This window comes from Novosphingobium sp. CCH12-A3, assembly GCF_001556015.1.
GTDB classification, from domain to species: domain Bacteria; phylum Pseudomonadota; class Alphaproteobacteria; order Sphingomonadales; family Sphingomonadaceae; genus Novosphingobium; species Novosphingobium subterraneum.
The window spans coordinates 1-23,205 of record NZ_LSIA01000166.1 but is presented as its reverse complement, the minus strand read 5'-3'; the positions used below and the strand labels follow the sequence as shown (position 1 = coordinate 23,205).

General features: G+C 65.9%; 21 protein-coding genes. 3 read left to right on the top strand and 18 right to left on the bottom strand.

The features are described 5' to 3' along the window. Window positions 1–28 precede the first annotated feature (28 nt). Entirely contained in the window at window positions 29–1,207 is a 1,179-nt protein-coding gene (locus tag AX703_RS13010; protein WP_156452048.1) for a cytochrome P450, read from the bottom strand. A gap of 69 nt (window positions 1,208–1,276) precedes the next feature. On the opposite strand from AX703_RS13010, the gene AX703_RS13005 reads away from it, so the two are divergent. Then, the gene (locus AX703_RS13005) at window positions 1,277–2,482 is read left to right on the top strand and encodes an MFS transporter (RefSeq protein ID WP_062344614.1); all 1,206 of its coding nucleotides are present in this window, start codon (window positions 1,277–1,279) and stop codon (window positions 2,480–2,482) included. Here AX703_RS13005 and ybaK read toward each other — a convergent pair. After that, window positions 2,479–2,955, bottom strand: coding sequence for a Cys-tRNA(Pro) deacylase (gene ybaK / locus AX703_RS13000; RefSeq protein WP_062344612.1), 477 nt, complete (start codon window positions 2,953–2,955; stop codon window positions 2,479–2,481). The genes AX703_RS13005 and ybaK overlap by 4 nt on opposite strands. A gap of 56 nt (window positions 2,956–3,011) precedes the next feature. Here ybaK and AX703_RS12995 point away from each other — a divergent pair, with 56 nt between their 5' ends. Then, complete coding sequence (locus tag AX703_RS12995) at window positions 3,012–3,518, top strand: GreA/GreB family elongation factor (protein ID WP_062344610.1); 507 nt, start codon at window positions 3,012–3,014, stop codon at window positions 3,516–3,518. Here AX703_RS12995 and AX703_RS12990 read toward each other — a convergent pair. From AX703_RS12990 to AX703_RS12965, 6 genes are read right to left on the bottom strand one after another with little or no spacing between them, the layout of a single operon-like run. Then, window positions 3,503–4,885, bottom strand: a complete 1,383-nt coding sequence (locus AX703_RS12990) for an MmgE/PrpD family protein (RefSeq protein WP_062344608.1) — start codon at window positions 4,883–4,885, stop codon at window positions 3,503–3,505. The two genes, AX703_RS12995 and AX703_RS12990, sit on opposite strands and share 16 nt — an antisense overlap. Beyond that, window positions 4,882–6,399 carry a tannase/feruloyl esterase family alpha/beta hydrolase gene (locus AX703_RS12985; RefSeq protein WP_062344607.1) on the bottom strand — a complete coding sequence of 506 codons (1,518 nt, stop codon included), beginning with the start codon at window positions 6,397–6,399 and terminating at the stop codon, window positions 4,882–4,884. Before AX703_RS12985 ends, AX703_RS12990 begins: the two co-directional genes overlap by 4 nt. After that, window positions 6,399–7,655, bottom strand: a complete 1,257-nt coding sequence (locus AX703_RS12980; RefSeq protein ID WP_062344605.1) for a TonB-dependent receptor domain-containing protein — start codon at window positions 7,653–7,655, stop codon at window positions 6,399–6,401. The genes AX703_RS12985 and AX703_RS12980 overlap by 1 nt, the downstream gene beginning before the upstream one ends. Continuing rightward, entirely contained in the window at window positions 7,652–9,007 is a 1,356-nt protein-coding gene (locus tag AX703_RS12975; protein ID WP_062344603.1) for a TonB-dependent siderophore receptor, read from the bottom strand. The genes AX703_RS12980 and AX703_RS12975 overlap by 4 nt, the downstream gene beginning before the upstream one ends. 60 nt (window positions 9,008–9,067) lie before the next feature. Then, window positions 9,068–10,096, bottom strand: coding sequence for a hypothetical protein (locus AX703_RS12970; protein WP_062344601.1), 1,029 nt, complete (start codon window positions 10,094–10,096; stop codon window positions 9,068–9,070). Then, a complete protein-coding gene (locus AX703_RS12965; protein WP_231735527.1) occupies window positions 10,093–11,241 on the bottom strand; it encodes a CapA family protein in 1,149 nt (382 codons plus the stop codon). Before AX703_RS12965 ends, AX703_RS12970 begins: the two co-directional genes overlap by 4 nt. 86 nt (window positions 11,242–11,327) lie before the next feature. Here AX703_RS12965 and AX703_RS12960 point away from each other — a divergent pair, with 86 nt between their 5' ends. Continuing rightward, window positions 11,328–12,260 carry a hypothetical protein gene (locus AX703_RS12960; protein WP_231735526.1) on the top strand — a complete coding sequence of 311 codons (933 nt, stop codon included), beginning with the start codon at window positions 11,328–11,330 and terminating at the stop codon, window positions 12,258–12,260. 18 nt (window positions 12,261–12,278) lie between these two features. Here AX703_RS12960 and AX703_RS12955 read toward each other — a convergent pair whose 3' ends face one another. The 10 genes from AX703_RS12955 to AX703_RS12910 all read right to left on the bottom strand — a co-directional run. Further along, window positions 12,279–13,565, bottom strand: coding sequence for an alpha/beta hydrolase (locus AX703_RS12955; protein ID WP_062344597.1), 1,287 nt, complete (start codon window positions 13,563–13,565; stop codon window positions 12,279–12,281). Continuing rightward, window positions 13,562–14,737, bottom strand: coding sequence for a CaiB/BaiF CoA-transferase family protein (locus AX703_RS12950; RefSeq protein WP_039336792.1), 1,176 nt, complete (start codon window positions 14,735–14,737; stop codon window positions 13,562–13,564). Before AX703_RS12950 ends, AX703_RS12955 begins: the two co-directional genes overlap by 4 nt. Then, window positions 14,734–15,657: a hypothetical protein gene (locus AX703_RS12945; RefSeq protein WP_062344595.1), complete on the bottom strand. Its 924-nt coding sequence runs from the start codon at window positions 15,655–15,657 to the stop codon at window positions 14,734–14,736. The genes AX703_RS12950 and AX703_RS12945 overlap by 4 nt, the downstream gene beginning before the upstream one ends. Continuing rightward, window positions 15,654–16,685 carry a TRAP transporter substrate-binding protein DctP gene (gene dctP, locus AX703_RS12940; protein ID WP_082734570.1) on the bottom strand — a complete coding sequence of 344 codons (1,032 nt, stop codon included), beginning with the start codon at window positions 16,683–16,685 and terminating at the stop codon, window positions 15,654–15,656. Before dctP ends, AX703_RS12945 begins: the two co-directional genes overlap by 4 nt. Further along, window positions 16,682–17,983: a 2-hydroxyacyl-CoA dehydratase subunit D gene (locus tag AX703_RS12935; protein WP_062344593.1), complete on the bottom strand. Its 1,302-nt coding sequence runs from the start codon at window positions 17,981–17,983 to the stop codon at window positions 16,682–16,684. Before AX703_RS12935 ends, dctP begins: the two co-directional genes overlap by 4 nt. Next, a complete protein-coding gene (locus AX703_RS12930) occupies window positions 17,980–20,067 on the bottom strand; it encodes a CoA transferase (RefSeq protein ID WP_062344591.1) in 2,088 nt (695 codons plus the stop codon). The genes AX703_RS12935 and AX703_RS12930 overlap by 4 nt, the downstream gene beginning before the upstream one ends. Then, window positions 20,064–20,903, bottom strand: a complete 840-nt coding sequence (locus AX703_RS12925) for a hypothetical protein (RefSeq protein WP_231735525.1) — start codon at window positions 20,901–20,903, stop codon at window positions 20,064–20,066. The genes AX703_RS12930 and AX703_RS12925 overlap by 4 nt, the downstream gene beginning before the upstream one ends. Before the next feature lie 41 nt (window positions 20,904–20,944). Then, window positions 20,945–22,252, bottom strand: a complete 1,308-nt coding sequence (locus AX703_RS12920) for a TRAP transporter large permease (RefSeq protein WP_039336799.1) — start codon at window positions 22,250–22,252, stop codon at window positions 20,945–20,947. Further along, a complete protein-coding gene (locus AX703_RS12915) occupies window positions 22,252–22,701 on the bottom strand; it encodes a TRAP transporter small permease (protein WP_062344586.1) in 450 nt (149 codons plus the stop codon). The genes AX703_RS12920 and AX703_RS12915 overlap by 1 nt, the downstream gene beginning before the upstream one ends. After that, window positions 22,698–23,205, bottom strand: a 508-nt coding sequence (locus tag AX703_RS12910) for a CapA family protein (protein WP_197423711.1), incomplete at its 5' end; no start/stop codon positions are given. The genes AX703_RS12915 and AX703_RS12910, both read right to left, overlap by 4 nt.

The window sequence follows — 23,205 nt, the reverse complement described above, 5'->3', positions numbered from 1 at the left end:
GATGATGCAATCGCTCTCTTTTGCCGGATCAGGCGAACCGCAACGGTACCGAGAGCGCGCCGATCTCTGGCCAGCGGCTGACCGTGACCGGCCCGGAAAGCTCGAACTCGCTGGTTGCAGCCAGGATTTCCTCGAGCGCGACGCGCAGCTGCATGCGGCCGAGGTGGATGCCCGGGCAGTTGTGCGGGCCGCGCCCGAAGGCAAGGTGCTGCGCGATGTTGGGCCGATCCAGAATGAACTCGTCAGGGTTGGGGAACACGGCCTCATCCCGATTGGCAGAGGCATAGATCAGCGCAATCGCCTCGCCCGGTTCGATGGTGCGACCGCCGAGGTCCACCGGGCAGACAGCGGTTCGCGCAAAGCCGCGATAGGGCGTGTAGAGCCGGAGAAACTCTTCTATTGCCGCCGGAATGAGCGAAGGGTCAGACCGCAGTTTCTGCTGCAGCGCCTTGTCACGCGAGAGATGCACGCAGATGTTGCCGATCATCACCATCGGCGCGACCATGCCGACGACAAGGACCTGCCGGACGGTGCCGACCAGCAATTCGTCGGGCAAGGGCTCGCCTTCGTGCCGCGCCTGAAGCAGCGCGCTGGTGGGATCGAGCGCCGGGTCCTGCGGCTCGTCATGGCGCAGCGCGATCAGGGCGCGGGCCATGTCGTAGAGGCGGAGCGAAGTCTCCTTCATCACCTCGGGCTTGTTGGAATGCACGGCAAGGATGAAGGCGCGGCCATTGTTATGGAGCGTATCGAGCCAGTCCTCGGGAATGCGCATCCATTCGCCGAACACGTGGACCGGAAGATAGCTGGACAGTTCGACGCAGATATCTCCGCCTCCCCGGGACACCATCGGCGCCAGCAGGGCACGGGTCAATTCGCGGGCACGCGGAGCGAAGGTCTCGGCCCGATCGAGCGAGAGCAGCGGATTGAGCGCCTTGCGATATGGCGTATGCTCCGGCGGATCGAGGTGCAATGGCGGCCGACGCCCGGTATAGGCAACCTTCGGGATCACGTTCTGGACCGAGGTTATGAAAGTGGCGGAGTCCGAAGCAACGCGTTTGACGTCTTCATACCGCGTCACCGCCCAGAAGCTGCCGAGGCCTTCTGTCCAGGCAACGGGGCACTGCTGGCGCAGGCGCGCATATTCGGCATGGGGGCTGTCAAAGTCTTCCGGAAGTTCCGGATCGAAGTCCTGCAGTCGATCGGTCATGATCGGTTGCATAAGCACGCGTTCAAGCGCATGCAAGCGCTATCATTCAGTTTGCATGACATATGAACCATGGGACGCATCGGCGGTGAACCAGTGAGGGTGGAAAGAGGCTATCGCGCAACGATCGTGACCTTGGCGGCCATCGCCGCGACAGGATCGGTGGCCATCCACATGCTGGTGCCCGCGCTTCCGCTGATCGCGGCAGACCTGGCCATTGGCGAGGCAAAGGCGCAGCAGGTGGTCAGTGTCTATCTTGCCGGCCTTGGCTCCGGACAATTGGTGGCAGGACCACTGATCGACCGCGTGGGGCGCCGGCCGGTGATGATTGCCGGGTTGCTGCTGTTCATCGCGGGCGCATTGGCCGGAGCGCTGGCGACAACGACGGGACTGCTGCTCGCGGCGCGGGCGGTCCAGGCAGTGGGCGGTGCCTGCGGCGTGGTGACGGCGCGGGTCATGGTGGGAGATCTGTTCGGCAAGGAGCGGGCCAAGGGCGCGCAGGCCACGCTGATGACCATCGTTCTGATTTCGCCCGCAGTTGCGCCGGTGATCGGCGGAAGCGTGGCCGACCTCGCCGGATGGCGGGCGATCTTCGCGCTGCTCGCCGTTGCGGGGGCGGCAACGTTGATGGCAGCGTGGCGAGGGCTGCCCGAAACGGCGGTTCTCAAATCACCCAACCAGCGCAGCGGACTGATCGCTTCCTACGCCAAGCTGGCAAGAAACCGCCAATTCGTGCTAACGGCGGCTACCTTGGGCGCCGCCAGCAGCGGATTGTTCATGTTCCTTGGTGCCGCCCCCTTCCTGCTGGTCCACCGTTTCGGCCTGTCCTCGGGCGAAGCCGGCACCGCGCTGCTGTGGGTGGCCGCCGCAAGCATCGTCGGAACGCGTCTGGTCGTGCCGGTGGAGCGGCGTTCGAGTGCTCTGATCATCGGCACGGGCAGTTCTGCTCTGGGCGCGGGGATTGCGCTGGTGCTGGCGCTGGTGGGGATCGAAGGTGTCTGGCCTCTGATCGTGCCGATCATGCTGCTGGGTCTGGGAGCGGGCCTTGCCGGACCTGTTGCCTTCAACGCAGTGGGCTTTGCCGAACCCGGCCTTGCCGCCACGGCAACCAGCCTCGCAGGCGCGCTGCAGATGCTGGCAAGCGGCTCGGCGATGAGCGTGCTGGGGCTGTTTGCGCCCATAGATCCGCTGCGGTTGGCTGTGGCGCTGGTTATCACGACATCGACGGCATTGTGCTGCGCACTGGCGCGTTCACGGCTGGCGTCGGCGCGAGGCTAGGCCGCGCTGATATCGGCGACGACCGCGTCCAGCAAGCGCGCCGCGTCCGTTCCGGCCAGATGCACCTGCAGGCCGCGCTGGCCACCGTTGATGAAGATCGCGTCCCATAGAAGCGCGGTCTCGTCGATCACCACGGCCACGCGTTTCATCTGGCCGAACGGGCTGATCCCGCCGACCTTGTAGCCGGTGAGGCGTTCGGCATCGCCGGGACGCATCATCGTTGCAGACTTTGCCCCCAGCGCTGCCGCGACGCGCTTCATGGAAACCTCGCCGTCACTGGGCGCGATGGCACAGGCGGGCTTGCCGTCGATCAGCACCATCAGCGTCTTGAACACCTGCGCCGGTTCCACGCCCAGCGCGGACGCGGCGGCTTGCCCGATGGAGTCCGCATCGGGATCATATTCGTAGCTGCGCAGTTCGAACCGGATATCGGCCTGTTCGAGCGCTTTCGTTGCCCGGGTTGCCTGTGCCATAGGCGGTCCTTTGGCAGGACCGCCAATCGGAAGCCAGCCTGTTTGGAGTTTTGTGCATGAGCGTCGCGTTTCGCCGGGAAAGTGATGACGAACATCTTGAACCGGTGTTCGAACTGCCGATCCCGCCGGGGCCGAATCTGGTGACCGAGCGGGGACTGGCGTTGATCCGGACGCAGGTGGAGGCTTGCGAAGACAAGGTGCAGGCTCTGGTAGCCGAGGGCGCGGATGAGGCAGTGATCAAGAAGGCGCGGCGCGAACAGCGCTACTGGAGCACGCGCGCCGCAACGGCCGAGTTGATGCCCGCTCCCGATGGCGACACCGTGGCGTTCGGCTGCTCGGTCCAGTATCGTCTCAACGGCAAGGCGCGGTGGATCACCATCGTCGGCGATGACGAGGCCGATCCCGCCGCCGGGCTGATCGCATGGTCCGCGCCGCTGGCACGGGCGATGATGGAGGCCGAGGAAGGCGAGCTTGTCGATTTCGGTGGCAAGGCCGAGGCGATCGAGGTTCTGGCGATCCGACCGGCGTGTCTCGACGCCGAGGGCGCTTACTCCGTCGGCTGAAACAGCGCGCCAACGTCAGCCAGAGAATCGAGCCCGAGGATCGCATCGGCAAGGCGGCTGGCGGCCTCGGGCATGACGGGGACGGCTGCACGCCCGACGCAATCGATGAACTTGGCGCGTTGAGCTGCCGGGGAGAGTGGCCGCGCAGGGCAGCCCAGCGCGTTCTCGAGCCAGGCGTGATGGCTTTCGCCATCGTCCGTCACGATCCGCATCGCGCCGCCCACGCCGGGTTGCCATTCTGGCCGATGCTCCACCGTGGCCTGGACGCGGGCGACCATGGCCAGAACTTCGGGATCGGTGAGGCTGGCGGCGTCGAAATCGTCAAGCCGCACCGCGCCGCGCACCAGGGCCAGCGCGGTGGTGAAGGGAACCGAGAACTTGGCGTCAATCGCCGTCTCGGGCGCTTGCTTGCGGGCCAGCGGCTCTACGAGCATTGACTGGATGGCATCGACGCTGACTTCGACGCATTCGATGCTGGACTGCCTGATGCCGTGGCGCGCGGATAGGTCCAGCGCCATTTCGATGAACGGGTGCGTGCCGCGGCAGGACGGCCAAGGCTTGAAGGTCAACTCGCTGCCCCAGTAATGGGTGCCGAGGCGGTCCGTCAGGTCAGCCGGATCGAACTGTCGGCCAGCGTAGAGTGCGAAAAAGGCGGACTTGCCCTCGAGCGGCTCTTCGAAGCCGGCGACGCCTTCGCGCGCCAGCAACGCGGCGGTCAGCGCGGCCTGGGCCGGAAAGGCTTCGCGCACCGCGCGCAAGGTGGTGCGGCGGCTGTGTTTGATCTCGCCCGGCATCGTCACCTGGCACAAGGTCAGCGAGAGCGCATCCTTGGTCTGCTGAGGGGACAGGCCCAGCAGATTGGCCGCCCCCGCCACCGCGCCGAATGCCGCAACGATCGGCGGGGGGTACCAGCCACCCTGCTCCATCGGCTGGCGTAGCGAAAGCGCGATCCGGCAGGCCACATCGCCACCGACGGCCAGCGCGGTGAGGAAGCGGCGGCCATCGACCGGGCCTTCCGATTGGGCGAGCGCGAGCAGCACCGGGAAGAGCGAGGCGTTCGGGTGGGCCGGGGCGCGATCAAAGGCGTCCTCATAATCCACGGCATGGGCGAGCGCGCCATTGGCAAGCGCTGCGCCGAGCGGCTGGACACGATGTGGCGTCCCGATGATCGAGCACGGCCCTGCCCCGTTGGCACGGGCCAGCGCGATGAACGGTGCGGCCTCGGGCGCCAAGCCACTGGCCGCGTGCATCACGCCGATGGCGTCGAGCGCGACGCTGCGTGCGCCGTCCCGGGCATGATCGGGCAGGCTTTCCCATCGGGCCGTGGCAATATGGCGGCAGAGCAGGTCGCTGAGAGTTTCAGTCATCGTTTCAGCCGGGCAGAGGGCCATGCCAGCAGGGCGGGATCGTGGCGGCAGGTCCATTGGCCATGCTCAAGCCGGGCCGATGCCGGGAAGGCGCAGATCGGTCGAGTGAAGCTTGTGCCATCGGCAATCTTGCGCGCCTCGATGCGCGCGGGGGCGATGCCTTCCTCGACCCAGCGGATCAGCGCCCAAAGCATGTCGCTGGCCGGATCTTCGCTGATCGGCGCATGACCGGAAGCGCCAAATGTGTCCGCTCCCGGACCACCACGGCAATGGTACATGCCGGGGGCCATGAAGAGGCGCACGGCTTCGGACAGCTTCGCCAGACCGCCGTTATCGCGGGCCAGCGCGCCGTAATATTCGAGCGTCGGCCCGGCGTTGGTCGATGGATCCTGCCACCCCTGATAGACGATCGCGCGGTGCCCGGCTGCGAGGAAAGGGCTGATCGCCGTGCTGTCAGCCCGCAACTGCGGCATCACGCGGTTGATCGTGGCAAGATCACCGGTGCGGCTGAAGGTCAGCGCATCCCATTCGGGATCATCGTGCGCGGCGTCGGCCCTCATCGCACGCAACAGCGGCGACGGCGGGCCGGGGCGCGTGCGGACAGCGGGGAACAGGCCCCGGTCCATCGCCCTGCCCCGTTCGTCGCGCAATGGTGCAATGACGGCCTTGAGCATAGCAAGCTTGGGCGCGGTCAGGCAGCCTTCGGCCTGCCCCGGCTTGCACAGGAGCGTCGCCGTGCGGAAGCGGCATTGCAAGGGGTTGGTGATGATCCCGTCGACCTTGCCGTCCAGCGGATCGCAGGCGCGGGTCACCGCGTTCTCGTAGAGCGACCAGTCAGCGTCACTGAGCGCGGCCGCCGGCTTGCGCTGTGCTTCGAGCGCGAACCACATCATCCGCACCGATTGCAGCGGCATGTTAGGCCCCGGCGCACCTGCAATCACGCCGTCATAATCGAGCGGGTGAACCTGCATTTCCTTGAGCGCCTGCCGACCGCCGCCCGAGCAGCCGGTGAAGTAGCTGCGTTCGACTGGCCTTGCATAGAACCGTGCAGCGAGCGCCTTTGCGGACTGTGCCGACAGGTGGACCGCGCGATGTTCGTAATCGGTGCGGGCCTTCGGCACACGCATCCAGTGGGCCTCGGTCACCTTGTGGCCACTGTCGGTTGTGACGGTGGCGAAGCCCTGGGCGACGCGCAGGCTCATGTCCAGGTAGTTGAACACCCCGGCATCACCGCCGACGCCTGCACCGAGCAACCGCCCGTTCCACGCCATCGGCAGCCAAAGTTCGAAGCCGATGGTGCCCTCGATCCGGCCCTCGACCCGGCAGAACGGCGTATCGACCGGAACGGACTTGTAGAAGGTGGTCTTGTCGTCGGGCCTGAAGGCAACGCCTGCGGGGATCGCGGTGGCCTTTTCGACCACCACGTCCCCGCTGGCGCCCTCAAGCGCGCTGCAATCGCCGGGGCTGGCGCTGGCAACCGTGGCCGCCGCCAGGAGCGATAGCAGCGCCGCCATCAGAACTTCACGCCTGCCGTCATCGAGAACATGCGCGGGATCGGGTTGGCCGACTGCGGATCGTAGCCGCGCGAGGTATCGACGAACGGCGGGTCTTCGTTCAGCAGGTTACGCACGTCAAAACCGATGCGCAGATGCTCGTTCACCTCGACATTGAGGCCCAAGTCGAAGGTATCGTAGTTCGAGACCTTCTGCACCGGCGTGACCGTGGTGTTGGTGTAGGCAGCCAGGTGATTCCAGGTCAGGCGGCCGGAGAAGATGCCCAGCTTCGCGCCGATATCAGCCTGCGAGCGGAACTTCTGCGGGAAGTTGATCAGGCCGATCACGTTGGACACCGCAGCGCCGGGCAGCGGCTGGAACAGGTACTTGGTATAGTAGGTGCCCGAAACGCCCGCATCGAACTTCACCGCGCCCATTTCCCAGTTGGCGTAGGCGGCAAAATCGATCCCGCGCACGCGCGAACGGCCAAGGTTCTGGCGGCGGCCATCGACGATGAACTGCACCGCATTGGCATTGATCGGCTGGTTGATCGGCAGGCCCGAAGCGATCAGCGCGTTCACTTCTGTCTGCGTCGGGTTCAGCTTCACGAACGAGGCATAGAGCGGGTTGGTGAGGATGCCCGGCGTGCCGCGCAGAGCCTGGATCTGATCCTTGTAGTCGATGTCGAAATAGGTCAGCGACAGGCGCACCGCGCTGATCGGGCGGAATTCCGCGCCGACGGACCAGGTCGTCGCAGTCTCGGGCTTGAGCCCCGGATTGCCGCCCGCGATGCCGATGCCGGTGAGATTGCCCGAGGCACCCGGCAGGTTATCATAGTAGAGCCCCGCCCCGCCCGCGATGGTCGAGACCTCGGTGAAGGTCGGCGCGCGGAACGAGGTGCCATAGCTGCCGCGCAGGGTCAGAGATTCGACCGGCTTCCAGGTGAGGCCGATCTTCGGATTGGTGGTGCTGCCGAAATCGCTGTACTTTTCGTGGCGACCCGCGATCGACAGCGAGAGCTGCTCTATCCCCGGCATCGCATTGCCGCTGCCGACGATCGGCACGAAGAGCTCGCCGAACACTGCCTTCACGTTACGTGTGCCGGAATCGGCAGTGCGGCGCGGAGTGGCGGCCTGCCCGGTGAGCAGGTCGGTGTAGGTGTATTCCTCGCGATATTCGCCGCCAAGGGCCACGCGGACGGCGCCACCGGGAAGGTCGAACAGCGAGCCATCGAGCTGGACGTTGGCAACGTCTAGCTTGGTGCGGCCGGTGATCACGAACAGATTGTCGCGGATGTGTATAAGAGACAGGGGTTGTTCGGCCCGCCAAACACGTTGAGCGCGGTGGCCGGGTTCGTATCGGCAAGAGCAGCGTTGAGCGCGGCGGTGTTCACGCCGAGGCGACGATCGGCCACGTCCTCGGATTCACCGTGGGCGTAATAGGCGGTCGCCTTGAAATCGCCGACCAGCTTGGCCTCGATCCCGCCGACGACGTTCCAGGATTCACCGTGGTAGGGGTTGAAGTCAGGCCCCAGCGTCGGGACCATCGACCACAGGACCGTCTGCTGCGTGGTGCCCGGAACAGGGGTAACGAAGAACGGGTTGGTGTTGCGCACCGTGGCGCTGATGTTGTTGATGCCGGCAATGGTACCGTTGCGATAGGAATAGAACCCGTCGGCGAACAGGCGCACGCTCTCGCCCACGTCCTGCGAGACGGCAGCCGTGACGTTGTAGCGCTTCTGTTCGGGAATTACGGTATCCAGCGCGTTGTAGAAGCAGCGGTTGGCAGTGCCAGCGACGAGCGAGCCGACATTGGCCGCTGTTACCCCGCCCTGCGGAATCGCGTAAGTCTTGCCGCCAAGGCTGATCGTGCCGGGATTGCAGTTCTGCACGCGCAGATCGCGTCCACCCCGGTTGCGGTTATCGTCCTGGTAGAAATCGAGATCGTAGCCGCGCAGGTGGGTGTTGTCGGTGTATTCGGCGGCGATCATGGCCGAACCGCCATCCCACTTCTTGCCGAAGATCCCGGCGAACTGCTTTTCAGTATATCCGCCCTCGGCGATACCGGCGCGGGCGCGCACCTCTACGCCATCGAAGTTGCGGCGCAGAATGAAGTTGACGACGCCGGCAATGGCATCGGAGCCATAGACCGCCGAGGCACCATCGGCGACAACCTCGACCCGCTCGAGCGCGATGGCCGGCAGGACCGAGGGATCGGTGTACTGGCCTTGCGTGCCCTGCGGCGGGAAGCGGCGGCCATCATACAGCAACAGCGTGGCGTTGGTGGAGATGCCGCGCAGGTTGATGCCCGCGCCACGCGTGGCGTTGGCCGCACCATTCTGGGCCGAGCCGCCGTTGCGGTTGGCACCGAGCGACACGACCTGCGGCACGCGGCGGAGCAAGTCATTCGTCGAGGTGACCGGCTCCTGCGCGATGTCGTCCGCGCCGATGGCGATGACGTTCGAACCGACCGGGGCTATGCCGCGGATGCGGCTGCCGGTGACGATAATGGACTGGTCTTCGGGCGCGTCCGCAGCTGAATTCTGCGTCTCCTGCGCATGAGCAGATGCGATGCAAGCGATTGCAGATGTTGCTGCAAGCAAAACCTTGAAAGAGTTCCGGTTCCCCATCTTCAGTCTCCCATTTGTATCTTCACGGCCCGACGCACTCCGCCGGGCAAATCGTTCAATTCAGGCAGTTTCGCTTCGCGCTTGCCGATGCGCGGAAAGGCGCGGGGCGAGCGAGAGCAGGACAATCGCGCCGACCAGCACGCCCGCGCCGATCAATTCGGCATTGCGCGGCATCTTCAGGCCCCAGAACCATGCGAGCAGGACCGAACCGCCGATCCCGGCGACAAGACTCGCCGCGCGCTCCAAAGGCACGCAGTAGGCGTTCTCGCGCGGGTCGAGCAGGATGATGATGGCCAGCACGGAAATCACGGTGAGCGATGCGCCGATCCAGAAGAGGTCGAGCAGCACCGGATCGCTCCACACGCCGATGAAGCCCCAGGCAAGCTCACCCGATTGTCCGCCGATGCCGCTGGCCGAGATGACACCCAGAATCACCACCGACATCGGCAGCGCGATCATCTTTTCTTCGACGAAATAGCGCCTTACCGAGGCCGGGTCACCGCTCTTGGAGATCTTCGTCATTACGAACAGGCGCAGGAAATATCCCAGCGTGTAGAGCACGACGGTGAGGATCGCGATCGGTGGGAGCTTGAGGCCACCCCGGTCGGACAGGGTTATGACCAGCGCGAACAGGACCATTGCCAGCGCGGTCCAGCTCCACCAGCGCACGCGGCGACCGAACATCACGTCGACCAGCGGCGCGATGATCAGGATGTCGCCGCGCATGACCAGCTGGATGAACGGGATGCTGACATTGGGGATGGTGAAGCTGAGCGGCACGGTGAACAGCACCAGCGAAGTGCCGAGGCCGGAAAGGAAGGTGTAGAATGTCGGGAACGGCAGGCGGACCGGCCCCAACGAGACTTTGTTGGCATCACGGTGCCAGCCCGACAGCCAGATGAAGGCCCAGGTCAGCACCATGTTGATGATCAGCGACGCGGGCAGGGTTTCGAGGCCGGTGAGCGGACGGCCAAGCCCGGCGTGCGGCTGCGAGGTGACCAGCTTGGTCACGATCACGTTCGGCAGGTACGCCAGCAGGTAAAGCAGGACGTAGCCCTCGAGGGGAAACGCGGCGGCGCGCGGCTTCATGCTGCCTGCTCCAGCACGACCATGCCTGCCTCTTCGCGGTACGCGGCGTTGAGCCCGGCTTCCCGCGTGACGGCGGCCAGATAGTCAACCACCGCGGCATGGTCTTCGCTGCCCGGCTCGGCCAGGCGCGGCACGGCATCGCGGCCGATGACAAGCGGCAGCAGGCCCGCGCGCAGCACCTTGCCACCGGCGATTTCGAGCCGCGCGATCATGGACAGGCGCGCGGCCTTCGGGAAGTTGTAGAGACTTTCGAAATCCGGCTCCCACTCTTCGGCAAGGACGCGGATCTCGTTGAAACTCTTCGAATTGGCGTGGGCCTCGTCCATCGCAAGATCGGTGGCGAAATTGCAAAGCGAATAGAACACCGGCTTGCCGTCGATCAGCTCGCAGCCCTTGAGGACATGGGCATGGCCGCCGAAGATCGCATCGGCCCCGGCGGCAATCGCGGCGCGGGCAACATCGCGCTGGTAATCGGCAATCACTGCACGGACGAAGTGGATGCCCCAGTGGTGCGAGACGAGGACTACGTCGGCCTGCTGTTTCGCGGCGCGGATGTCTGCCTCCATTGCGGCGAGGTCTTCGCGATGGGGATAGGTGTGGACTCGCGCCGGGGTGCCGGGCTGGTCGTGCTCGATCTGCTCATAGACAGTGAAGGCGCGCATCGGGGCGCAACCGGGCCGACGCTCGTCAGCCCAGTAGGAATGCGGGAGAATGCTGGAATAGGCGAGGAAGGCCACGCGCGTTCCATCGCCCAGCGTGCGGATCACCGGGCGGCGAGCCTCGGCAATGTTGGCCCCGGCCCCGACAACGCTCATTCCCGCCTTTTCAAGATGCCCGCGCGTTTCGAAGAAGGCTTCGTGTCCCCAGTCCATCACGTGGTTGCCGGCCATGGAGATCACATCGAACCCGGCGCGACCCAGAGCGGCTGCACCTTCGGGCCTGGCGAGCACGGCATGGCGCGCCTGAGGCAGACGGACACCCTTTTCGGCAAAGCTGGTCTCGAGCTGGCCGAACACCACGTCCGCAGCGCGCAGGACAGCCGCCGTCCCGGCAAAGCAGGCGTCGTAATCATCGCGGTCCATCGCGAGATCGCCAGTGGCCAGAACAGTGTGAATCACGTCTCTCCCTTCATTGTTATGGTCCATTGCTTAAAGGCGGCAAACGTTTTACGCAAGCGCTTGCATTGCAGAACCTGTCAGACAAATGTGCGGTGCAGGAGAAGGAGGATCGCTTGAGCAGACATCACATCATGGGCGCAGCGCTCGGCATGGCCATGATGGCAGCGCCGCTGGCGGCGCAAGACCAGCCCAACAGCTTCGACACGATGCCGAATGGCCCCGGCACCGGGCCCTATCCGGCAGTGATGACGCAGGATCCGGCCCTGCCCGCGCATGTGATCTATCGACCGGCGGATCTTGCGAAAGCCAAGGCGCTGGGAGTGCTTGTCTGGGGCAATGGCGGGTGCAGTGCCGATGGCGCGAGCGCAAGGCAGCATCTGATCGAGATTGCCAGCCATGGCTATGTAGTGATTGCGCCCGGCGACATCATGAGCGGTCCGGGCGCGACAAAAAAGCGCGAACTGCGGGCGCCGGATAAATCCGGCCAGTTGCCGCCAGTTGCAACGACCAGTGCCGACGTGAAGGCGGGCCTCGACTGGGCACTGGCCGAGAACGCCAAGGCTGGAAGCGCGCTCTACGGCAGGATCGACGACAAGGCGCTGGCCGTGGCCGGGCACAGCTGCGGCGGCCTGCAGGCGCTCGAAGTGGCGCCCGATCCGCGCATCCGCACCGTACTGGTCCACAACAGCGGCGTGTTTACCGACGGCACCAACCCGATCCGCGGCATCACCGTGAACAAGGCGATGCTCGAGAAACTGCACACGCCGGTGCTTTATGTCCTGGGCGGGCCGGACGACATCGCCTTTCCCAACGGCACCGATGATTTCAAGCGGATCGACAAGGTGCCAGCTGCCCTGGTTCAACTGCCCGTGGGCCACGGTGGCACGTTCCGCACGGCAAACGGTGGTGCGGTGGCGGCGCTGTCGGTCGACTGGCTGGAGTGGCAGCTGCGTGGCGACAAGACTGCGGCGCGCACCTTCACCGGCAGCAATTGCCGCTTGTGCGTGGTGCCTGGCTGGACGATCGAGAAGAAAGGGATCGACTGACACGGGCGCGCCTGGTGCCTAGCGGCAGCGCGGGCCGGACGGGCCCTCCTGCCGCAGGCACGAACGCAACATCGGTGGCGGCGTGTGATCGACGAACTGGGTCGGACGCGCAGGCCACTTGCCCGAAGCGATGCGCTGTTCAAGATGCGCAATCGCCGCAAGGACCTGTTCGGGGGGCAAGCGGCAGTGCCCCGCTCCCTTGTGCCAGAGCGGCTGCATCATCGCAGGCGGCGCAGCGTCGGCATAGGCGCGCTGCAGCGAAGGTGAGGTCAGCCCATCGCCCACCGCCTGCAGCGACACCAGCGGCACGCGCGGGCGGGCTGATGGCGTATAGTTATCAAGCATGTAGCGCACGGCTGATGGCTTGGCCCTGACCCTTGGGGCGCGGGCAAGCGTGGCGAGATCGCGGCTCAGGCTCAGCCCGGCCTTGCGATACATCGCCTCCACGAAGGGCCGACGTCCCGAACGATCCAGTTGCCGGGCGTAGTTCACGCCGGTGTTCCACGAGAAGACGCCGCCCGCGCGGCTCTCCTGATCATTGCGCGGCATGAAGGTGCCCATGACCAGCGTTGCGGCGATCTCGTCAACCTGCGCTTCGGTATCGTCGGCAGCGGGTTCGGGACGCTCGGGCCGGGTCCAGCCGGGAATGCCGCCGAGCACACCCGCCAGTGCGATCCGCGCCCTGCCTTCGCGGGTTTGACGGGCAGCATCGATTGCCGCCATGGCCTTGCGGCCATTGGCCATGTCGTCAGCGACGTTGACCAGCGACAGCCCGGAATTGGGCGCGATCAGGGCGGCGGTGGCAAAAGCCCCGTCCAGCCCCATGTTCATCATGCCGACCGCGCCGCCGATCGAAGGGCACATCGCGAGAGCGCCGTCGATCACCGGCCTGTCCTGCTCGGCCAGCGCGGTGGAAATGAGGCCGCCCATCGACGACCCCCAGGCCAGCACGCGTGCCGGGCGCCCTTCGCGCGCGACAAAGGCCTCGACCGTGGCGCGCTGCGCGGGCACAGCCTGTTCGAGCGACCACCCTCCCGCGCCATAGTCCGACGCCACCAGCGCATAACCCTTGGCGAGCAGCAGATCACGGTACTGCGCAGGCGCGGGTTCGGCCGGGTCGATGCGCGGGGAGTAGCCGTGGCTCCACAACAGCAGGCTGCCGTTGAAGTTTGCCGGAACCAGTGCCTGCCATTTCGCCCCGCTGGCAAGTGTGCCCTCGATCATGCGCGAAACGGGCGCTGCATCCTGCGCGACGAGCGGAGCGGCAAGCATCGCCAGAGGGGCGAGCAGCAGACGCAGCTTCACGCCACTGGCTCCTGCGCCAGCCACGCGAGAATATCGGCACGGTCTGCATCTAGACGGGGCGGTGCGGCAAGCGTCGGACCCGCCTGCCCCGCCACACGGTAGCCGGGGCCGGGAATTTGAACGCATTCCTGGGGGAGACCGGGAATCTGAAGATCCACCAGTGCGCCCTTGCCTGCAAGCGCCCCAGCCTCGTCCACGCGACGCACCATGCCGCAGGGAATGCCTGCATTGCTCAGGCGCTGCTCCCAATCCGCCGCATCGCCCGTGGCGAACACGGCCGAGAGAGCGGCGTGCATGGCATCGAAATTGGCGCGGCGGGCATCGGGCGTGGCAAAGCGTTCATCGCCCAACCAGTCCTCGTGTCCGAGTTCGCGCGCAAGTGCAGCGAACTGCGGCGGCTGGACTACGCCGAGCGAGATCTGCCGCCCATCGCGCGTGGTGAACAGCGACGCCGTCGGCAATCCGCTATAGCCGGTGTTGCCCATGCGGCTCATCGGCTTGCCGGTCACGAGGAACGGAGTCAGCGCCGAGGTCATGAAGGCGAGGCTGGCATCGAACATCGATACATCGAGCTTGCTGCCCCCACCGCCACGCTCGCGCTGCATGAGCGCGCCGAGGATCGCCATGGCGGCGGTCTGTCCGGTCAGCGTATCAACGATGGGGAAGCCCACGCGCACCGGCGGATCACCCTCGTCGCCACTCAGCATCATCATGCCACTGGTGGCCTGCACGATATTGTCGATGGCCGGCCAATCGCGGTGCGGGCCTTCCTGGCCATAGCCGGAAACCGAGCAGTAGATCAGGTCGGGACGCAGATCGCACGCAGCCTCGTAGCCAAGACCGAGCCGCGCCATGACGCCGGGCCGGAAGTTTTCGAGCAAGACGTCGGACCGGGCGATCACGCCCCTGGCAATGGCAAGATCGCCCTCGTCCTTGAGATCGAGCGCGATCGACTTCTTGCCGGCATTGGCAGCGATGAACGCGGGCGACATCCCGTCGTAGCGCCGGTCAGCGCCATAGTTGCGGAAGCCATCTCCGCCCTTGGGCTCGATCTTGATGACCTCGGCCCCCATCATCCGCAGCAGGTGCGAAGCGTAAGGCCCAGCCATGACGTGGCTGAAGTCGGCAATCCGGATGCCGGAGAGCGGGCCGGTGGCTGGAGGCGAAATCATGGCTTCTCCGGAAATTGCTTGCGGACCACGGTCCATTGCTTGTCCTTGCACAGCCCGCAGTCGGGGCCGGTAAACATCGCGCCCGCCCTGGTCCTGCGCTTCAATTGCCAATCGAGCCAGGCCGCGCCGATGCGGCCATAATCGCCACCATTGGCAAGGCCGAAGGTGCCGCCATGGCCGATGGCCGAGTTGGCGAAGAAAACCGGCACATGGGCGATGCGCGAGACGTCGTCAGACCCGTTGGGGTAGGCAATGTCGTCAGGCCCGCCGAGGATGTAGGCAACGGGCGTGTGCAGCCTGGCGAGATCGTCCTTGGTAATGCCGACGCCGCTCAGGCCCGAGCCTGCGCGCACATAGACTCCGCTGTTGAAGGCGACGACCGCGCCGATGCGTGGATCGGCACCAGCTGCAAGGGCTTGCAGGCCGCCGCAGGAGTGCCCCATGACGGCAATGCGTGAAAGATCGGCATGGGGCGCGAGATCGCTGCCCCTGACCCAGTCGATCGCGCCGAGCAACTGGCTCACCTGCGTTTCGTCCGGCGTTGCGCGGGCCGGCGGAGCCCCTGTCGGGCGCGGGCCGTTTGCGGGAGGAAGTGCGGCAAGCACCGGCCGCTCCTCGCGCGGGGTGCCATTGGCAACGACCAGATAGCCGTGGCTGGCTATCTCACGCAGGAAATGGCTGGCCGACAGGCCGTTGTCGCGGCAGCCGCCATTGCCCCACAGCACCAGTGGCAAGCGCTGCCTTGGCCAGATTGCGGGGCGGTAGATGGTGTAACCCGGCGCATCGGCGCGGCCTTGCGCAATGGCAGGCATTCCGCCGGAACCAGCAGGCATACCGATCGTCCGGGCACTCTGCGCCTCTGCTGTGAGCGGGGCGATGCCGAGCGCGAGGCCCAGCAGGAAGGATGTCATCTTCTTCATGTGCCACTCCCGCAGGTAATCCGGTCCCGTCCCTTCACCGCTGCGCGGGCGGAACGGAATGCAGCCTCGCCATCGATGCCATAGGCGGCAAGGCCGCGCGCATTGGCTTCTGAATCGCGCAGGTAGATTGCGTCGAAGCGCTGCTGGTCTGCCACGCTGGCAGGGTTGAAGGTGACCTTGGCCGCCACGGCTTCGGCCTTGCCCTTCTCGACCGCGGCGCGAACCTGGTGAGCCAGCGCCGCTTCCCACACGACGATGCCATCGGTCAGGACCTGACGATCAGCCTCGGACAAGGCGTTCCAGCGCTTCTCGCTCATCGCGCGCGCTGGATAGGCACCTCGGGGCACGGCGATCTGGTAGAAGTGCTTCGAGATTTCGGCAAAGTGCAGCGACTTGAAGGTGTCTTCCGGCGCGATCACGCCGTCGATCACGCCCTTGGCCATGGCAGAGTAGACTTCGCCCATCGGCATGTTGACGGGGTCCGCACCGAGGGAGTCCAGCACGCTCAGGAGTTCGGTCGGCGCGCGGATGCGCAGGCCCTTGATGTCGTCCAGACTGCGCACCTGCCGGTTGGCCGTAACGAGACCGGACAGCGTGCCGCCCTGCACCGCCAGCACCTTGAGCCCTGCCAGTTCATGCCCGACCTGCGGATTGGCGCTGGCGATGCACCCATAGAGCGCAACCTGCGATTCCACGCTGTCCGCGCCCTGATAGAAGCCCGACTGGATGCGGATGAGGTGCGTGCCGCCGCGCACGTAGATCGGCGTGATCAGGCCGATATCGGCCACGCCGTGGCGCAGTTCCTCCATCGACATGTCCGATGAAAGCAGCGCGCCCGACCATACCGGCCTGATCCGGATGCGCCCGTCCGAGCGCTTTTCGACAAAGGCCATCCATTCCTGGTCGGCCTTGGAAAACGGATGGTTGGGGCTGTAGGGCGAGGCATAAGTCAGTTCGGTCACGCCCGGATCGACCGGGCGCGCGCAGGCCGCCAGGAGCAGGATCAGCAGGGCGGCGAAGAGCCTCACGTCAGCCCTCGCTTCTGCAGGAACTCCGCCACCATGCCGACCATCCTGTCATGATCCCAATTGGCGGCATCGACCATGTCGGCGTCGATCATCAGCACCGGCACGCCTGCCTTTTCCAGCGCCTCGGCGGTGATCTTGGTGCCGGATTGCGACAGGCGGTTCTCCGGTGGCAGCAGGACAACGCAAGCATCGATGCCGCAGCGCTCTGCTTCGCTGGTCATCCAGCCGTTCATCCATGGCGGCAGGTGCAGCACCTCGTTCATCGAGCAGATGCGGCTGGCCAGCGCCTCCATCGGACGGCCCTGCACTTCGCGGATGTACTGCGGACCTGCAAAGGGCATGTACATCGACCAGACGAAGACCGCGCCCATGCGCTCTTCCAGCGCCTGATAGAAGCCGGGATCGTGCCACACGCCCGCGCCGATCCACATCAGGCGAATCTTCTCATTCGCAGCGGTGCCCTCGCCCGCGGCGATGCGGTTCATCACCTCGTCGCGAAAGCGCCTGGCATGCCCCACCGCCCAGTCGGAGCCGCGATGCCACTGCGGAATCATCGTGTTGGGCATCTGCTCTGCGATCGAGACCGGGCACGGCCGTGCCTTGCCGATGGCCTGTGCCGCTTCCCAGATATAGCCTTCCTGCTCGTTGATGCGCTCCATCAGGTAGTGGAGCTTTTCCTCATCGAACTTGCGACCGGTGCGGTTCTCCAGCAGCGCGATCAGGTCGCGCATTTCCGAAACGGCCAGCGCGATGCGATCCGCGTCATAGACCTGTTCCCACTGGTCCTTCGAATGGGCGAACCAGCGCGGATCCTTGTGCTCCCACGCGGGCGCTTCCATCGGGAAGAATTCGCTGCCCAGCGCATCGGCCCACTGCGCGAACACGTGCTGGATGCAATCGCAGGTCATCCGCGCGACAAGCACCGTGGGCTTTGGCAAGCCGCCCCATGGCGCGGTCCTGGGGTCGTTGGCCAGCGTGCAGGCAAGGCCGAGCGAGCAGTACTTGCAACTGTTCTTGGGGTAACCGGCCTGCGCCATCACCTCGAAATAATGGTTCGAGAGCTGCTTGGCCGAGATGTAGGCCGACCACCACTGATTGGTGATGATCGGTATGTCCATCACGTGGAATATTTCGTGCGGCGTATCGGCCTGGACGATGGCAAAAGGCTCGCCCTCGTCGACGACGCGGCGCCTGAGGTCTGCTCCGAACTGCTTCTGGTAGGCACTGGCAGCGGCGGTGCAGGCAAGGTCCTTGCGGCTGCGCTGGCCCGAGGGTTTCGTGATGGGTTCGGCGCTCACTGGAAGACTCCTGCCTGTTCGAGCTCGGCAATCCGGGCCTCTGACAGGCCGCACAGATCGCGCGCGATTTCATGGACATGCTCGCCCATGCCGGGCGCGCGGAAGGGTTGGAACCGATCGCGCGAGAAGCGCAGCGGCGTGGCGATGTGGCCGAAGGGGCCGAGCAGGGGATGGTCGAGCGTGACCAGCGCGCCGCGCCCGATCAACTGGGCGTCGCGCTCGATCATGTCCTCGCAATCCTGCACCACGCCGCAGGCGATGCCGTGGGCCTGAAGCTCGGCGGCGATGGCGTGGTCCCCGCGCAATGCCGTCCATGCGGCGGGATCGGCGCCAGTGATCGCCAGAAGCTTCGCATGGTCAGCCGCGGTCGGGCAGGAGACCGCCACCCAGCGGTCCTCGCCCGCCGCGGGGAGCACGTCCTGCCAGAACACCCGCGCATCGGCATTGCCCATGCGCTGCGGCCGCTCGCCCCGCTTGGCCTGCTCAAGATAATCGCGCATCTGCTGGACGCAGATCTCGTACATCGAAGCATCGATATGGCAGCCGCGCCCGGTCTCGCGCCGATATTGCAGCGCGCCGGCGACCCCTGCCGCCATGACATAGGGCACGATCACGTCGCCGAACGGGACCGCGCCGGGGATAACCGGATCGCGATCCGGCCAGCCGGTCAGGTAAGTGCGGCCCGAGAGCGCCCCGCCGGTGCCATCGACGCCCCATTCCTGCGCCATCGGCCCGGTCTGGCCGAACACGCTGCCCGAGACCATCACGATCCCGGGGTTGCGCGCCGCAAGGCTGTCGTAATCCAGACCCAGCTTGGCCATCGTGCCGGGCGAGAAGTTCTCGACCACCACGTCGGCCCAGTCGATCAGGGGATCGATCAGCTCGCGGGCCTCGGCCTTCTTCATGTTGAGCGAAAGGCTGCGCTTGGAGGTGTTGAGGTGCGAAAACCACGGCTTGTCGTCCCAGTTGCCGGGCTTCGAGGCCGAGACTTGCACGTCCAGACGGGCCAGATCGGGCCTGGTCCGCGTCTCGATCTTGACGATTTCCGCGCCAAGGTCGCCCAGTGTCTTGGTGGTGATCGAACCGACCAGCGCCCACGCGAAATCGAGCACCTTCACGCCCGAAAGCGGCCCCGGACGGGTGCCGGTGTGGATGGCGGGCGCGGCAACTTGCGCGCTGCCTTCACGGAACGCAGCGAAGCGTTCGGGCAGGCCATCCGCCGTGTCGAAGAAGCCCCGCGCGGCAAGATGCGGGTCCGCCAGCACGTCTGCCGGTTCGTTGGCAACGCAGGCGTTGATCCCGCGCCGCAAGCCTTCGGTCGCGATCTCGTGCTTGGTTCGCGAGAGGAAGAATGCGGCGATGGCCGCTTCCCACAGGCTGCGGGTTTCAGCAGGGAGAGTGGAGCGGTTGTAGGAAAGCCAGTCCGTCCCAGCCATGGGATTGGGCATGCCCGCTTCGTCGATCCAGTCTGACAGCGCCTGGTTGGCGGGCGCGCCGAGGCGCCCGGTCATCAGCGAATGGAAGCACCAGCCATCGGCGAGCCGCCAGATCGCCCGCACCGTCGCCTTGCCATAGGCGAGTGCGCCGCCAACGCGGACCAGCTTGCGCCTGTCGAACTGCCACACCAGCACGCCGTTGAAAGTCCGGCTGAAGGCGACTTGCTGGATCGAAACATCGACGTGCTGGCCCTTCCCGTGGCTCCCACGTGCATAGTGCGCCGCCAACGCGCCTGATGCGGCCACCATGTCGGCGTGGAAGGTGCAGGCGTCGCCCGCCTCCTTGACCGGGGGCAGGCCGGGTTCGCCCGTGACCCGCAAGGCCCCGCCCATCGCCGAGGCGACCAGTTCGCCGCCCTTCCAGGCCGAGCGTGGCCCGCCCGAACCGAAGGGGGTGACGGATACGTGCACGGCCGCTTCGGGAATGCTGACGCCCTCGAGCCCTTCCAGCCCAAGGTCATCGATCACGAACGACGCGCCTTCAACCGGCCCGCCCAGTTCCGCACCAAGCGATGCCAGGAAGCGTGCGAGCGCGCGATCCGCCATGCCGCCGAGTACGGCAACGCGGTGTCCGCTGAGCAGCTTCATGCGGCCACTCCTGCGAGAAAGGCAGAGATTTCGGCATCGATCCCGTCACGGCACGACCAGTCGCGACGGGTGGCGACCATGACTGGCAGGCCCTGCGTCTCGAGCGCGGCGCGCATGGCCGGCAAGTGCCAGACGGTGGTGTCATCCTCCTCGATCAGCCACAGCACAGCCGCTTTTGCGCCAACCGCCAGAGCCCTTTCGGTGAGCGCACCGGAGCGATCGAAAAAGCCGCGCGTGTCGAGGCGAAGGGCATGAAGCTGGCGGGCAAGCGCGGCAAAGGGATTTCCGATCTCTTCCACCAGCAGCCCTGCGTCCTGCCACTCGTCGGCCAGCGTGCGACCGGTTGCGGTCCAGCCCTCGCGCTCGATCATGCGATGCATGCGCTCATCGGGCAGCGGACTCCCGGCAATCAGGCATACCTTGCCCTCGGCGGACGGAATGCCCGGCTTTGCGCGGGCTGCGTTGCCGGCAACGATAGCCGCAGACAGCGCCGCCTCGCCCACGCCCAGCCGCTCCGCCAGCTTGCGCAGCGCCACTTCGTCGCGGGCGATACTGCTAGGCCTCTGGCTCTTGGCGATATCCAGCACCAGCGGTTCCGGCCCCTTGATCGCGCCGGAACGCCGCAACTCGCACAGGTAGTAGTAAAGCCGCTGCGCGCTGTCGTCGGCGCGCGAGAAGACGACCGCCTCGAGATGGTCGAGCGCGCCGTCGGCCCAGTCCTGGAGCACCGACCGGGTCCACGGCGCGAACTTGCTTTCCAGCCAGCGGTCCGCCGCGGGCATGGCGCGATCCACGTTCCACGTCAGCGGTCCGGCATTGCGCCCGGTCGCCTCCAACAGGTCATGCGGCAAGTTTGGTCCGGCATAAGCAAACATCGTCAGTTTCCAAGCAATTCGGGCAGCCCCAGCGCCAACGCGGGGAACAGGATCAGGATAAGCAGGTGCAAAAGGTCGCTCGCCAGGAACGGCAGCACGCCCTTGAAGATGCGGTTGATCGAAACGTCCTTGGCCACGCCCTGGATCACGAACAGGTTCATGCCCAAGGGCGGATGGACGAAGCCGATTTCCATCGCGCGGCACAGGAAGATGCCGAACCAGATGGCAGACATGCCCACGCCTTCGACCACCGGCAGCAGGATCGGCGTGGTCAGAAGCATCAGAGCAAGGCCATCGAGCACCGAACCCAGCAGCAGCAGGATCACCGCAACAAGGATCAGCGTGGGTATCGTGCCGAGGCCAAGGCCGGTGACCCAGGCGCCGATGGCGTCGGTCAGCCCTGTAACCGAAACGAAGACCGAGAAGACCAGGGCGCCAATGATGACCATGAGGATCAGCCCGCTCGTGCGCAGCGTTTCCTCGAAGGCCTGCATCAGCATGGCGCGATTGAGGCGCTTGCGCCACGCCGCGATGGCGAGCGCGCCCGCTGCACCGATCGACGCTGCCTCGGACGGGCTGAACCAGCCGAGCGCAATGCCGCCGATGACCAGCGCGATCAGCAAGATCATATCGGCGATCCTGCCGATAGCCTGCCACCGCTCTGCCCACGATGCGCGGTCGCTGGCCGGGGCAATATGCGGGCGCAGGCGCACGGCGATCCAGATGACCGCGCAATAGAGCAGCGCCTGCGTCAGCCCCGGCACGATTGCTGCGGTAAACAGCTTGCCGATGGACTGTTCGGCAATGATCCCGAACACGATCAGCGCGCCTGAAGGCGGAATCATCTGGCCCAGCGTGCCGCCCGCCGCGACGGTCCCGGTCGCCAGTGCGTCCGAATAGCCGCGCTTGCGCATTTCCGGCAGGGCAACAAGGCCGATGGTCGCTGCGGTGGCGAGGCTCGATCCGTTGATCGCCCCGAAACCCGCGCACCCGCCGACCGAGGCATAGGCCAGCCCGCCGCGCCGATGGCCGACCAGCTTCGCCGCCGCATCGAACAGGTCGCGGCTGGCGTTGGAAGAGAAGAACAGGTGCGCCATGAACATGAACAGCGGCAGCGTGCCCAGTTCATAACGGGTCAGCGTATCGACCAGCACTACCCCGCCCTTGATCAGTGCGGGTTCAAGGCCGAGCACAAGGCACAGCCCGCCAAGCCCGACGAGGCCCAGCGCCACGCCGATCGGCAGGCCCGACAACAGCAGCGCAAAGAGGATCACGACACCGATCACGCCGGTCGCGGGCGTCGCAAACATCACTTGCGCCCCCTGACGGCTTGCGCGAGCAGCACTGCGGTCGTCGCCAGCAGTGCCAGGTTGGCGAATAGCCGCATCCAGCGCCACGAGATGCCGAGCAGTTCGCTCTCCTCGTGCCCGCTCCACAGATCGGCCATGAGCCACAGCGACCCGGCGAGAAGCCCGGCAAAGAACACCGCGCCCAGCAGGCCCGAAAGCCGCGCCATGGCGGCCTTCCCGGCATCGCCCATGCGGTCCACCACCAGATGCACCTTGGCGTGCGCCCGCTCCGCAGTTGCCACCAGCAAGGCCAGCGATCCGGCAACGAGGACAAAGAACTGGACCAGTTCGATGGAGCCCCGCAGCGGCAGGCCGACATTGCGGCCGATCACCGCAACAGTATCCGTTGCTGTTGCTCCCAGCAGCGCGACCCCGCCGAGCAGGGTGATGGCGTTGCGCACCCCGATCATGCGCGCACCATGCCGTCAGCGGCGATGGTGATCGGCGGCAGTCCGGCCTTCCGCGTGATGTCTTCGATATAGCGGGCGATCTCGGATTTCCTCTCGCCTTCGGCCAGAACCGGCCTTCCGGGTGCCAGAACGTCCACCGGGATGATCCCGGCTTCGATCCGGCCATCTTCATGGACTGTCAGTCGCCCGAGCATGGCATTGACCGCTTCCGGATGAAACGGCGCGAGGGTAAAGGCAGGGTCCGGTTCGAAACCGAACAGTGCCTTGCGCCTCTCGGCCCACTCGCGCCGCGCCGGGTGGTCCTGCGCCGGGCTCAGCGCACTCGTCACGACGCAACCATTGCCGAGGCCATGGAAGATCGGCTTGCGCTGATGGAATTCGATCCCGCGAACGATATGCGCGTGATGCCCGATGACCACGTCCGCCCCGGCCTCGATGGCTGCATGGCTGATCGCGCGCTCGTAGGGGGCGAGGCGGGCGGGCGTGTGCACCACCCCCTTATGT

Excerpts from the sequence above, each read along its gene's own strand:
- AX703_RS12920 (WP_039336799.1), bottom strand. The coding sequence starts at position 22,252 with ATGTTTGCGACGCCCGCGACCGGCGTGATCGGTGTCGTGATCCTCTTT.
- AX703_RS12995 (WP_062344610.1), top strand. The coding sequence starts at position 3,012 with ATGAGCGTCGCGTTTCGCCGGGAAAGTGATGACGAACATCTTGAACCG.
- AX703_RS12945 (WP_062344595.1), bottom strand. The coding sequence starts at position 15,657 with ATGAAGAAGATGACATCCTTCCTGCTGGGCCTCGCGCTCGGCATCGCC.
- ybaK (WP_062344612.1), bottom strand. The coding sequence starts at position 2,955 with ATGGCACAGGCAACCCGGGCAACGAAAGCGCTCGAACAGGCCGATATC.
- AX703_RS12965 (WP_231735527.1), bottom strand. The coding sequence starts at position 11,241 with ATGGACCATAACAATGAAGGGAGAGACGTGATTCACACTGTTCTGGCC.
- AX703_RS12975 (WP_062344603.1), bottom strand. The coding sequence starts at position 9,007 with ATGGGGAACCGGAACTCTTTCAAGGTTTTGCTTGCAGCAACATCTGCA.
- AX703_RS13005 (WP_062344614.1), top strand. The coding sequence starts at position 1,277 with ATGGGACGCATCGGCGGTGAACCAGTGAGGGTGGAAAGAGGCTATCGC.
- AX703_RS12970 (WP_062344601.1), bottom strand. The coding sequence starts at position 10,096 with ATGAAGCCGCGCGCCGCCGCGTTTCCCCTCGAGGGCTACGTCCTGCTT.
- AX703_RS13010 (WP_156452048.1), bottom strand. The coding sequence starts at position 1,207 with ATGACCGATCGACTGCAGGACTTCGATCCGGAACTTCCGGAAGACTTT.
- AX703_RS12915 (WP_062344586.1), bottom strand. The coding sequence starts at position 22,701 with ATGATCGGGGTGCGCAACGCCATCACCCTGCTCGGCGGGGTCGCGCTG.
- AX703_RS12950 (WP_039336792.1), bottom strand. The coding sequence starts at position 14,737 with ATGATTTCGCCTCCAGCCACCGGCCCGCTCTCCGGCATCCGGATTGCC.
- AX703_RS12990 (WP_062344608.1), bottom strand. The coding sequence starts at position 4,885 with ATGACTGAAACTCTCAGCGACCTGCTCTGCCGCCATATTGCCACGGCC.
- AX703_RS12985 (WP_062344607.1), bottom strand. The coding sequence starts at position 6,399 with ATGGCGGCGCTGCTATCGCTCCTGGCGGCGGCCACGGTTGCCAGCGCC.
- AX703_RS12930 (WP_062344591.1), bottom strand. The coding sequence starts at position 20,067 with ATGAAGCTGCTCAGCGGACACCGCGTTGCCGTACTCGGCGGCATGGCG.